We start from the raw sequence: 12,375 nt of genomic DNA on the forward strand, positions 1-12,375 counted from the left end.
TTGCCGACATCGTGGACATCGGGGAAGGACGGCTTCATGCACGGCAACGACGACTGGTGGCGGGACGCCGTCGTGTACCAGGTGTACCCCCGCAGCTTCGCCGACGGCAACGGAGACGGGACCGGCGATCTGATCGGGCTCCGCGAGCGCCTGGGCTACCTGTCGGACCTGGGCGTGGACGCCGTCTGGCTGAGCCCCTTCTACACCTCCCCGCTCAACGACGGCGGCTACGACGTGGCCGACTACCGCGACGTCGACCCCCGCTTCGGCACGCTCGCCGACTTCGACGCGATGATCGCCGACGCCCACGCGCTGGGCCTCAGGGTGATCGTCGACATCGTGCCCAACCACACCTCCTCCGAGCACCCGTGGTTCAAGGCCGGGCTGCGCGAGCGCTACATCTTCCGCGACGAGCCCAACGACTGGGAGTCGATCTTCGGCGGCCCGGCCTGGACGCAGGTCGAGGACGGTCAGTGGTACCTGCACCTGTTCGACCCCACCCAGCCCGACCTGAACTGGGAGCACCCCGCCGTCCGCGAGGAGTTCCGCTCGATCCTGCGCTTCTGGCTCGACCGCGGCGTCGACGGGTTCCGGATCGACGTGGCGCACGGCATGGTCAAGGCGCCCGGGCTGCCGTCCGTGGGGCCCAAGGAGGGGCGCCAGGCCGAGATGCTCGGCGACGAGAGCGTGCCGTACTTCGACCAGGACGGCGTGCACGAGATCTACCGGGAGTGGCGGCCCATCCTCGACGCCTACCCCGGCGGCCGGATGGCGGTCGCCGAGGCGTGGGTGTCCTCGCCCGCCCGGCTGGCCCGCTACGTCGGGCCGGACGAGCTGCACCAGGCGTTCAACTTCGAGTTCATGATGGCCGCCTACGGGGCCAAGTCCTTCCGCGAGGTCATCGACAAGGCGCTGGCGGAGGCCGAGCTGGTGGGCGCGCCGACGACGTGGGTGCTGTCCAACCACGACAAGCCGCGCCACGTCACCAGGCACGGCGGCCTGGCCCGCGCCCGCGCCGCCACCCAGCTCATGCTGTCGCTGCCCGGCTCGGCCTACCTCTACAACGGCGAGGAGCTCGGCCTGCCCGAGGTGCTCGACCTGCCCGACGAGCTCAAGCAGGATCCCGCCTTCCTGCGCACCGGCGAGAGCCGCGACGGGTGCCGGGTGCCGCTGCCGTGGACCGCCGCCGACGGCTTCGGCTGGCGCGACCCGTGGCTGCCGATCCCCTCGACGTGGGGTCCGCTCAGCCATGCGGCGCAGGAGGGCGACCCTGACTCGACGCTGGCCTTCTACCGGGCCGCGCTGCGGCTGCGCAAGGAGCATCCGGCGCTCGGCGGCGGCGAGCTGACCTGGCTCGACTCGGCCGAGGACGTGCTGTCGTTCCGGCGCGAGCCCGGCCTGCTGGTGCTGGTCAACTTCGGCGAGGAGCCCGTCCAGGTCACCGGCCGGGTGCTGCTGTCGAGCGGGCCGCTGACGGCCGACGGGTCGGTGCCCGCCGACACCGCCGTGTGGGTGGCCACCGGCGAGAACTGAGCGCCGCGCCCCCGCGAGCGCCCCGTCCGCCCGCTGCGCGATACTGCCCGTCGGGCGGGTACGCGAGCGAAGGGGGCCGGGACCATGCGGACGCATGACGTCGTCGTGATCGGCGCGGGCGCCATGGGGTCGGCGGCGAGCCGGTCCCTGGCCGCCGCCGGTCGCGACGTCGTGACACTCGAGAAGTACGGGCTCGGCCATGACCGGGGCGGCTCGCACGGCGGGACGAGGCTGTTCAGAGCGGCCGTCGACGACGAGCACTACCTGCTCGAGGTGCGGCGGGCGGGCCGGATGTGGGCCGAGCTCGAGGAGGAGTCGGGCGAGCGGCTGCTGGAGCTCACCGGCGGCCTCGACCACGGCGTCGGCGAGCGGGCGGTCGAGAGGTTCCGCTCCCTGTTCACCCGTCACGGCGTCGCGCACGAGGTCCTCGACCCCCGCGAGGCCGTCGAGCGCTGGCCGGGCATGCGCTTCGAGACCCCCGTGCTGTACCAGCCGGGGTCGGGCAGGCTGCTGGCCGACCGCGCCGTCGCCGTGCTCCAGCGGCTGGCTCGCCTGCGGGGCGCCGAGTTCAGGCCCGGATGCCCGGCGACGGCGCTGCGCGTCCTGACCCACGGCGACGGCCCGGACGGCGGGCTGGTGGAGGTGGACACGCCCGACGGGGCGCTGCGCGCCCGCCAGGTCGTGGTGACCGCGGGGGCGTGGGCGCCCCGGCTGCTGGGCGGCCACCTCGGCCTGCCGGCCATCGTGGCGACCCAGGAACAGCCCAGGTTCTTCGTGCCGCGGGACCCGGCGCATGGCTGGCCGAGCTTCGTGCACTGGCGGGAGGGCGACGACCGGTTCACGACCGCCGGGGCGTACGGGGTGTTCGAGCAGGGGTCCGGCGTCAAGGTCGGGCTGCACGGGACGGGTCCCGTGGTGGACCCGGACCTGCGCGACTTCACGCCCGAGGCGCGGGCCGACCGGGAGCTGCTCGAGTACGTCAGGACCTGGCTCCCCGGCCTCGACCCCGCCGGCTCGACGCCGATCAGCTGCCTGTACGACAACACCCCGCGCGACACCTTCGTGATCGACAGGAAGGGCCCCATCAGCGTGGCGACGGGTTTCTGCGGGCAGGGCTTCAAGTTCGTCCCGCTGGTCGGCCACTACCTCACGGCCCTCGTCACGGGGCGGGGTGCTGCTCCGGCCGGCTACGGGCTGGCGGCCCACGCGCCGCGGTCCTGACATCAGCCGCATCGCGGGCCCCGCAAGGTATGGCCAGCCACGCGGAAGGATGACCTAATTTTTCCCTCTTTAGGGCTTTTGTGAAAGTTGTGGCTCAGTAACCTCGTGGCGTGTCACGCATGTGGGCGAGCTCCCTCCGCGGACGGATCACGCTCATCGCCGTGGCCGTCGCGACCTTCGTGCTGATTCCAGCCGGAGCCGGCGGTGTGCTGGTGACACGATCGCTGGTGAACGCCGGCGCGTGGAAGAACACCAAGGACGCCGCCGCCACCGTGGCCGCCTCGCTACGCGAAGGGCATCTGGTCACCGGCACGATCCCCGTCACGACCGACGAGGTGAACCTGCTGCAGGTCGTCACCAGCGGCGGCCGGGTGGTGGCCTCCAGCAGCGCCGCCGCGGGCATGCCCCCGCTCACCAACCTCATGCCCTCGCCCGACAGGCGTGTCGTCAACCTCACCACCTGCGGCGCGACCAGCTGCCTCCACATGACCGCGGTCAGGCTGTCGACGGCCCCCGACTCCATGGTGGTCTACGCGGCACGGCCGACGCCCGGCCTGCTGGCCACCCGCACCCTCGAGATCGCCATCGCCGCCCAGGTGGCCCTCGTCGTCGCGCTCGTGGGATGGGTGACGTGGATGGTGACCGGCCGCACGCTGCGCCCGGTGACCACGATGCTCACCGAGCTGGACATGGTCAACGCCACCGACCTCAGCAGGCGCGTGAGCGTGCCGTCCGGGGAGCACGAGGTGGCGCAGCTGGCCAGGTCGATCAACAGCACCCTCGACCGGCTCGAACGCTCGGCCGAGCAGCAACGGCAGTTCGCCTCCGACGCCTCCCACGAGCTGCGCACCCCGATCGCGGGGCTGCGGGCGCAGCTGGAGAGCGCCCAGCTCTACCCCGAGGACACCGACATGGACGCGCTGGTGGACAGCGCCCTGCACGACACCGACCGGCTCGAAGCGATCATGTCGGATCTGCTGCTGCTGGCCAGGATCGGGTCGCGGGTGGACGTGGTCAAGGAGCGGATCGACCTGTCGGAACTGGTGCGGGAGGAGCTGGCCTGCCGCCTGGACAAGATCCCCGTCCGGCTGGAGACGACCGAGGACGTCGTGGTCGAGGGCGTGCTGATGCAGCTGCGCCGCGCGCTGACCAACCTGCTGGACAACGCCCAGCGCCACGCCGACAGCTCGGTGACGGTGTCGGTGCGCAAGGAGGACGGATTCGCCGTGCTGGCCGTCCAGGACGACGGGGCGGGGATCTCGCCCGAGGAGCGGGAGCGCGTCTTCGAGCGCTTCACCCGGCTGGACGCCGCCCGCAGCAGGGACGCCGGGGGCACCGGGCTCGGCCTGGCGATCGTGCGGGACGTGGCGATCGCGCACCGCGGGGACATCAAGGTGGACGACAGTCCACGCGGCGCGCTCTTCGTGCTGAGGCTGCCCCTGGCGTGAGGGGCCCGGCATGAGGTCAGACCGCCGTCATCTCCCGCTCGGCGGCGGGCGGCTGCTCCGGCTCCGGCTCGTGCTCGTCGAGCAGCGTCGCCTCGTCGAAGGGGGCGCGACCGGCCAGGACCTCGGCGGCCCGCTCCCTGTCGAACTCGCCCGTCCACGTGCCGACCAGCACCGTCGCGACCGCGTTGCCGGCGAAGTTGGTCAGCGCCCTGGCCTCCGACATGAAGCGGTCGATGCCCACGATGAGGCCGACGCCGTCCACCAGGTCGGGCCGGTGGGACTGCAGGCCGCCGGCGAGCGTGGCCAGTCCCGCGCCGGTGACCCCCGCCGCGCCCTTGGACGCGATGATCATGAAGAGCAGCAGCGAGACCTGCTCGCCGAGCATCAGCGGCGACCCGGTGGCCGAGGCGACGAAGAGCGTGGCCATGGTCAGGTAGATGGCGGTGCCGTCCAGGTTGAAGGAGTAGCCGGTGGGCACCGTGATGCCCACCACCGAACGGGAGACGCCGAGGTGCTCCATCTTGGCGATGAGCCTGGGCAGCGCCGACTCCGACGACGACGTCGACAGGATGAGCAGGAACTCCCTGCCCAGGTAGCGCAGCAGCGACCAGAGGTTGACCCGGGCCACCACCCACAGCAGCGGGCCCAGCACGAGGGCGACGAACAGCAGGCAGGTGGCGTAGAAGCCGACCATGATGACCGCCAGCGACTGCAGCGCCTTGATGCCGGTGGAGCCGACGACCGCGGCGATCGCGCCGAAGGCGCCCACCGGCGCCGCCCACATGATCATGGCGAGGACGCGGAAGACGAGCCGCTGGATGTGCTCGATGCCCTTGAGGATCGGCGCGCCCCTGCTCCCCATGGCCTGCAGGGCGAAACCGACCAGGAGGGCGACGAGCAGCGTCTGGAGCACCTGGCCCTCGGTGAAGGCCGACACCAGCGTGGTGGGGATGACGCCGAGCAGGAAGTCGACGGTGCTCGACTCGCCGCCCTTGGCCGCCTCCGCCTCCGCGGCCTGCTTGGCGGCGTCGGTCAGCTGCAACCCGGCACCCGGGTCGAGCAGGTTGCCGACGACCAGGCCGATGGCGAGCGCGACCGTCGACATGAGCAGGAAGTAGCCGAGCGCGAGCCCGCCCACCTTGCCGACCTTGGCCGCCCGGCTGACCGAGCCGACACCGAGCACGATCGTGCAGAAGATGATGGGGCTGATCATCATCTTGATCAGCGCGACGAAGGCGGTGCCGAGTGGCTTGAGCTCCTTGCCGACCTCGGGTGCGACGAACCCGACGACGACTCCGGCCACCACGGCGAGGATCACCGCAAGGTACAGGTACCGTGTGCGGTCACGCATGGGGACACTCCTTGAACGCTTGGCTGCTGGTTGTGCGAATATGCGCCCAGGAGTGACGCAGGTCACTATTACGTAAGTTTCGTTCACCGACGAGAGGAGGCGTCTGTGAAGAACTGGAGTCTGGCCAGGCAGATGCTGGTCCTCCAGCTGGCGGTGGTGGTGGTGACCCTGACGGGGGCGGCGGCGCTGGCGCTGGTCCAGACCCGCGAGCTGCTCGACGAGGAGGCCGAGGGCAGGGCGCGGGCCGTCGCCGTGAGCGTGGCCACCTCACCCGACGTGCTGTCGGCGCTGCGGGACGCCTCCCCTTCCGTACGGCTGCAGCCGTACGCCGAACGCGTGCGGACCGCCACCGGCGTCGACTTCGTCACGATCATGGACACGAGGGGCAGGCGGTACACCCACCCGAACCCCGCCCAGATCGGCGGACTGTTCCTCGGCCACATCGACCGCGCGCTGCGCGGCGAGACGTTCACCGAGACCTACACCGGCACGCTCGGCCCTTCGGTGCGCGCGGTCGTGCCGGTGCGGGATGCGGCAGGCGCGGTCAAGGCGCTGGTCAGCGCGGGGATCACGGTCGAGCGGATCGACGCGCGGCTGCGCGAGCAGCTCTCGTGGGCCGGCCTGGTCGGCGCGCTGGGGCTGGGTGTGGGCGCGGGCGGCACGTGGCTGGTGGGTGACCGGCTGCGCCGCCAGACGCACGGGCTCGGCCCGGTCGAGCTGGGCCGCATCCACGAGCACCACGACGCGATCCTGCACGCGGTGCGGGAGGGTCTGCTGCTGGTGGCCAGGGACGGCACGCTGACGCTGTGCAACGACGGCGCCCGCACGCTGCTGGACCTGCCGGCCGACGCCGAGGGCCGCCACGTCGCCGACCTGGGGATCGCCGACATCGTCGCCCCCCTCCCCCACGCCCCGCGCCCCGTTCCCGCGGGCTCCGGCCCTCTCCAGGGAACGGGGGCGGCCTGCCCGCCCGCGCTCCCCCACCCCGAGGAGCCGCGACCCGCACCCGAGGCGGGCGTCCCGGACTCCTTGGAGGACCGGGTGCACCTGGTCGGCGAGCGGGTGCTCGTCGTCAACGTCGCCAGCAGCAGGCTCGGCACCGTCGTGACCCTCCGCGACCACACCGAGCTGCAGGCCCTGGCCGGCCAGCTCGACGCCGAGCGCGGCTTCGCCGACTCCCTCAGGGCCGCCGCGCACGAGTCGGCCAACCGGCTGCACACCGTCGTCACCTTGGTGGAGCTGGGCAGGACCGAGCAGGCCGTCGCGTTCGGCACCGCCGAGCTGAAGGCCGCCCAGGAGCTGACCGACAGGGTGGTCGGCGCGGTGCGCGAGCCCGTGCTGGCCGCCCTCCTGCTCGGCAAGTCGGCCGAAGCCGCCGAGCGCGGCGCCGAGCTGGTCATCACCCCCGACAGCGAACTGGACGACCTGGGCCTCGACCCCCGGCAGGTGGTGACGATCGTGGGCAACCTCATCGACAACGCGATCGACGCGGCGGGCAGGGTGGAGGTGCACCTGCACGCCGACGCGGAGAGCTTCGTCATCAGGGTGGCCGACGACGGCCCCGGCCTGGCCGACACGGCGGCCTTCAGCAAGGGCTGGACGTCCAAGGGCGACGGCCGCGGCCTGGGCCTGGCCCTGGTCGGCCAGGCGGTGCGGCAGCTCGGCGGCACCATCGAGGTGGCCGGTTCGGTGTTCACGGTGCGGGTGCCGCGATGACGATCACGGTGCTGGTCGTCGAGGACGAGGAGATCACCGCCGAGGCCAACCGCGTCTACGTGGAGCGGGTGCCCGGCTTCACCGTGGCGGGCGTGGCCAGGTCGGGACGGGACGCGCTGCGCTTCCTCGGGTCCACGCCCGTCGACCTGATCCTGCTCGACCTCTACCTGCCCGACATGCACGGGCTGGAGGTGTGCCGGGCGGTCAGGGCCGCGGGCCTGTCGTGCGACGTGATCGCGGTGACCTCGGCCCGCGACCTGCAGGTGGTGCGCAACGCGGTGTCGCTGGGCGTCGCGCAGTACCTGCTCAAGCCGTTCACCTTCGCCACCCTCAGGGAGAAGCTGACGCGCTACGCCGCGTTCAGGGCCAGCGAGGGCGAGGTGACGGGACAGGGCGACGTCGACCGGGCCCTGGCGACCCTGCGCGGCGGCGCCTCGGCCCTGCCCAAGGGGATGACGCAGGACACGCTGGACGCGGTGGCCGCCGAGCTGCGCAAGGCGGCCAGGACCGCGCAGGCGGTGGGCGCCGCGATCGGCGTGTCACGGGTGACCGCGCGACGGTATCTGGAACACCTGGTGGAGACCGGGGCGGCCGACAGGGTGCCGCAGTACGGCGGGGTGGGCAGGCCCGAACTCCTCTACCGGATCCGCACGCAACGTTAACAGGGAGTTCAGCTGCGATCCCCGGCGCGGTCGGATGGCCTGACTAGCTTCCTTGGCACCTCAAGCAATCCAAGGAGCCACGTTGCGAGTCCTCGCCGTCATTCCCGCCCGCGGAGGTTCGGCGGGCATTCCCCTGAAGAACCTCGCCCAGGTGGGCGGCGTCCCGCTGGTGACCCGCGCCGTCAAGGCCGCGCTGGGCGCCGAGCTGGTCGACCAGGTGGTGGTCAGCACCGACCATGAGGGGATCGCGGCAGCGGCCCGCGAGGCGGGGGCCACGGTCGTCGAGCGGCCCGCCGAGCTGAGCGGCGGCGCGGCCTCGAGCGAGTCGGCGGTGCTCCACGCGCTCGACGCGCTCGGCGGCGACCCCGAGGTCGTCGTGCTCGTGCAGTGCACCAGCGCCTTCATCGACCCCGCCGACCTGTCGCAGGCGGTGCGCAGGGTGCTGGACGGCGAGGCCGACGCGGTCCTGTCGGGCGCGCCGAGCCACGCCTTCCTGTGGACGCCGGACGGCGCGGGCATCAACCACGACCGCTCCACCCGGCAGATGCGCCAGGACCGGCCCGCGGAGTTCCGCGAGACCGGCGCCTTCTACGTCATGCGGACGGCGGGCCTGCGCGAGCACGGCCACCGCTTCTTCGGCGAGGTCACCGTGCAGCCGGTGCCCACCCGCCACGCCATCGAGATCGACGAGCCCGAGGACCTGGAGACGGCCAGGGCGCTCGCGCCGCTCGTCGACCTGCCCGGGCCGATCGACGTCGACGCGGTCATCACCGACTTCGACGGCGTGCACACCGACGACCGCGCCTACGTCGACTCCGAGGGCCGCGAGATGGTCCTGGTGAGCCGCTCCGACGGCATGGGCATCTCGCTGCTGCGCCGTTCGGGGGTGAAGCTGCTGGTGATGTCCACCGAGCAGAACCCGGTCGTGGCCGCCCGCGCCCGCAAGCTGGGTGTGCCGGTCCTGCAGGGCCTGGCCGAGAAGCGGACCGTGCTGCGCGACTGGCTGACGATCGAGGGCCTCGACCCCGCGCGCGTCGCCTACGTGGGCAACGACGTCAACGACCTGGGCCCGATGTCGCTGGTCGGCTGGCCGGTCACGGTGCCCGACGCGCACCCGAGCGTCAAGGCCGCCGCGCGGGTCGTGCTGACCAGGTCCGGCGGCGACGGCGCGGTCAGGGAGCTGTGCGAGCGCGTGCTCGCCGCCCGGCCCGCCGTCCAGGATCCGGCGCCGGCCCCCGTGCCCCTCAGCAGGGCCTCGCTGCGGATCGGCCAGCCGAAGCCGGTGGCCATCGGCGACCTGCTGGTCGGCGACGGCGAGCCGGTCTACGTGATCGGCGAGATCGGCATCAACCACAACGGCGACATCGACATCGCCCGCCGGCTCATCGACGTGGCGGCCGACGCCGGCTGCCAGGCGGTGAAGTTCCAGAAGCGCACGCCCGAGATCTGCGTGCCGGTCGAGCAGCGCTCCCAGATGAGGCAGACGCCGTGGGGCGAGATGACCTACCTGGAGTACAAGGAGCGCACCGAGTTCGGCCGCGAGGAGTACACCCAGATCGCCAAGTACTGCGACGAGCGTGGCCTGCACTGGTTCGCCTCGCCGTGGGACGTGCCGTCGGTGGAGTTCCTCGAGGAGATGGACGTCCTGGTCCACAAGATCGCCTCGGCCAGCGTCGCCGACCACGAGCTGCTGCGCGCCCTGGCCGCGACCGGCAAGCCGCTGATCCTGTCGACCGGCATGTCCACGCTGCAGGAGATCGACCAGGCGGTCGACATCCTCGGCACCGACAAACTGATCATGATGCACGCCACGTCCACCTACCCGCTGCCTCCCGAGGAGGCCAACCTGCGCACGATCACCACGCTCAAGGAGCGGTACGGCGTGCCGGTCGGCTACTCGGGGCACGAGCGCGGCCTGCAGATCTCGCTGGCCGCGGTCACGCTGGGCGCGGTCACCGTCGAGCGCCACATCACGCTGGACCGCACGATGTGGGGCTCCGACCACGCCGCCTCGCTGGAGCCGGCCGGCCTCGAGCACCTGGTGCGCGACATCAGGATCATCGAGCAGGCCATGGGCGACGGCGTCAAGCGCGTCTTCCCCGGCGAGGAGGCGCCGAAGGCCAGGCTCCGCAGGGTCACGGTGTGACGGCGAGTGATCACCCTCTCCGTCGTCGTACCGGTCCGCGACGGCGAGCGCTTCATCCCCGACGCGCTCGCCTCGCTGGCCCGCAACACCCGGCGTGACTTCGAGTTCATCGTCGTGGACGACGGCTCGGTGGACGACACGGCCGCCATCGTCGCCGAGTCGGAGGTGCCGGGCCTGTCGCTGGTGCGCAACCCGGCGCCCGTCGGGCTGGCCGACGCGCGCAACACAGGGCTGAAGCTCGCCTCGGGCACCTATGTGACGTTCATGGACGGCGACGACTGGCTCGCCCCCGGCTACCTGTCCGACCTCGTCGCCGCGATCGACGGGCTCGGCTGCGACTTCGTCCGCGTCGACCACGTGCAGGCCGAGGGACGCAAGAGGGTGGTGCACCGGGCTCCGGAGGCGCGCCGGGGCCTGGTGCTCGACCCTCGCGACGCGATCCTGCCGGCCGATGTCAGGACGATGGTCGACTATCCCTACGCCTGGGCCGGGATCTACCGGCGCACGCTGGGCGACCTGCTGCGCTTCCCTGGATCGCTGCACACGGCCGAGGACCGGCCGTGGATCTGGCGCCTGCACCGGCAGGCCGCCTCGTTCGCGGTGGCGTCGCTGGCCGGGCTGTTCTACCGCAGGGGCGTGACCGGCTCGCTGACCCAGATCGGCGACGAGCGGCAGCTGCACTTCTTCGACGCCTTCGAGCTCGTCTTCGAGGACCTGGAGCCGGAGTTCCTGCCGAAGGCGGTGCGCAACTTCTGCGCGCTGTTGGCCCACCACCTGGAGCTGGCCGACAGGTTCACGCCCGAGCTGCGCCGGCGGTTCGAGGCGCGGGGCGTGGCGATGGTGCGGTCGCTGCCGGCCGAGCTGGTCGCCGACGCCGTGCCGCGCATGTCCGTCGAGCGCGAGCAGACGCTGCGCGCGCTGCTGCCTGAGATCCCCGCCGGCGTGCGGGTGCGGAGGGAGGAGCTGTGACGCGGGTCTTCTACGCCTCGACCCTGTTCGGGGCGATGTCACTGGCCGCGGCGATCGACGCGGGCCACTTCGGCGAGGGCGGGCGCCGGCTGTTGATCGTCTCCACGAACACGGCCGTCCCGGAGGTGTCCACGCCGCTGGACCAGATGCCGGGGTTCGCCGCGCTGCGCTCCCGCTTCGACGAGGTGCGCTCGTGGAACGAGCTCATCGCGCCGCTGCACCCGTCCGACTGGAAGGCGCGCGTCATCGAGGTGCCGATGATGAGCAGGCTGATCGGGGCGTCGCTGGGGCTCGACACGGTCGAGGAGCTGGTGCTCGAGTCGATCGCGGTGCCGCCGGCGCGCACGATCGCCGGGCTGGTGCGCGACTGCCCCATCACCGTCTACTCCGACGGTCTCATGAGCTACGGCCCGACCCGCGACCCGCTGCCGGCCGAGATCTTCCGGCGCGTCACCCGGCTCCTGCATCTGGACCTGGTCCCGGGGCTGCGGCCGCTGCTGCTGTCGGAGTACGGCGTGCCGGCCGCCACCCTGTCGCAGGAGGCGTTCCTCTCGGTGGTCGGTCAGGTGGCGGGCACCGCGCCCGACATGATGGCCGGCGAGGCGATGATCCTGGGGCAGTACCTGTCGTCGCTCGACATCGTCACGCCCGAGGAGGAGCACGAGCTGCACATGGCGATGCTGCGCGGGCTCGTCGCGCGCGGGCACGACAGCGTGGTGTTCAAGCCGCATCCCGCCGCGGGCCGGCGGCACACGCAGCTGCTGCGGGCCGGCGCCGACGAGCTGGGCGTGCGGCTGGTCGTGGCGGGCGAGAGCGTGCCGGCCGAGGTGTGCTTCGCGGCGCTGCGGCCCGCGCTGGTCGTCGGATGCTTCTCGACCGGCCTGGTCACGGCCGCCCGCTTCTTCGGGCTCGATGCGGCCTCGTACGGGACGTCGACGGTGCTGGAGCGGCTGTCGCCGTACGAGAACAGCAACAGGATCCCGGTGACGATCATCGACGCGCTGCTGCCCCGGCTGGCCGCGGACGGGAGGCTCACCGCGGCGCCGCCGGTGGAGATCTCGCGCCTGGTGGGCGCGGTCGGGTACTGCATGCAGAGCGAAGCCCATCCCGAGCTGCGCGCCGGCACCGAGACGTTCGTCGCCGAGCACGGCGCCGACCGGTACTTCAAGAGGCAGCGGCTGAAGGCGCTGGGGCTGCTGCCGGAGGGGGAACGGCCCGGCACGCTGAGCCGCATCCGCCGCCGCCTGTCCCGCACGCTCGGCTGAGGCCGCCTGCCAGGCCTCAGGCCCACTGGGCCACCGGTGTTCCGTGCCCCGAGGGAGCCGCCTC

General features: G+C 72.4%; 9 protein-coding genes. 8 read left to right on the forward strand and 1 reads right to left on the reverse strand.

Going from position 1 to position 12,375, the window contains the following annotated elements:
* Window positions 1-36: 36 nt before the first annotated feature.
* The 3 genes from ACWDLG_RS42350 (at window position 37) to ACWDLG_RS42360 (ending at window position 4,202) form a co-directional block, all read left to right on the forward strand.
* Window positions 37-1,533 carry a glycoside hydrolase family 13 protein gene (locus tag ACWDLG_RS42350; RefSeq protein WP_449930892.1) on the forward strand — a complete coding sequence of 499 codons (1,497 nt, stop codon included), beginning with the start codon at window positions 37-39 and terminating at the stop codon, window positions 1,531-1,533.
* An 84-nt stretch (window positions 1,534-1,617) separates the two neighbouring features.
* The gene (locus tag ACWDLG_RS42355) at window positions 1,618-2,754 is read left to right on the forward strand and encodes an FAD-dependent oxidoreductase (RefSeq protein ID WP_449930894.1); all 1,137 of its coding nucleotides are present in this window, start codon (window positions 1,618-1,620) and stop codon (window positions 2,752-2,754) included.
* Between the two features lie 119 nt (window positions 2,755-2,873).
* On the forward strand, window positions 2,874-4,202 hold the full coding sequence (locus ACWDLG_RS42360) for a sensor histidine kinase (RefSeq protein WP_449930952.1): 1,329 nt from the start codon (window positions 2,874-2,876) through the stop codon (window positions 4,200-4,202).
* 16 nt (window positions 4,203-4,218) lie between these two features.
* Here ACWDLG_RS42360 and ACWDLG_RS42365 read toward each other — a convergent pair whose 3' ends face one another.
* The gene (locus ACWDLG_RS42365; protein WP_449930896.1) at window positions 4,219-5,553 is read right to left on the reverse strand and encodes a cation:dicarboxylate symporter family transporter; all 1,335 of its coding nucleotides are present in this window, start codon (window positions 5,551-5,553) and stop codon (window positions 4,219-4,221) included.
* Between the two features lie 105 nt (window positions 5,554-5,658).
* Between ACWDLG_RS42365 and ACWDLG_RS42370 the strand changes: the two genes are divergently transcribed.
* The 5 genes from ACWDLG_RS42370 (at window position 5,659) to ACWDLG_RS42390 (ending at window position 12,311) form a co-directional block, all read left to right on the forward strand.
* Entirely contained in the window at window positions 5,659-7,269 is a 1,611-nt protein-coding gene (locus ACWDLG_RS42370; protein ID WP_449930898.1) for a sensor histidine kinase, read from the forward strand.
* The gene (locus tag ACWDLG_RS42375) at window positions 7,266-7,931 is read left to right on the forward strand and encodes a response regulator (protein ID WP_354920680.1); all 666 of its coding nucleotides are present in this window, start codon (window positions 7,266-7,268) and stop codon (window positions 7,929-7,931) included. The genes ACWDLG_RS42370 and ACWDLG_RS42375 overlap by 4 nt, the downstream gene beginning before the upstream one ends.
* Window positions 7,932-8,013: 82 nt before the next feature.
* Complete coding sequence (locus ACWDLG_RS42380) at window positions 8,014-10,077, forward strand: N-acetylneuraminate synthase family protein (protein ID WP_449930901.1); 2,064 nt, start codon at window positions 8,014-8,016, stop codon at window positions 10,075-10,077.
* Window positions 10,078-10,083: 6 nt separating this feature from the next.
* Window positions 10,084-11,046 carry a glycosyltransferase family 2 protein gene (locus tag ACWDLG_RS42385; RefSeq protein ID WP_354920686.1) on the forward strand — a complete coding sequence of 321 codons (963 nt, stop codon included), beginning with the start codon at window positions 10,084-10,086 and terminating at the stop codon, window positions 11,044-11,046.
* Entirely contained in the window at window positions 11,043-12,311 is a 1,269-nt protein-coding gene (locus ACWDLG_RS42390) for an alpha-2,8-polysialyltransferase family protein (RefSeq protein ID WP_449930903.1), read from the forward strand. Before ACWDLG_RS42385 ends, ACWDLG_RS42390 begins: the two co-directional genes overlap by 4 nt.
* Window positions 12,312-12,375: the final 64 nt, after the last annotated feature.

It is taken from the genome of Nonomuraea sp. NPDC003727 (assembly GCF_053586935.1).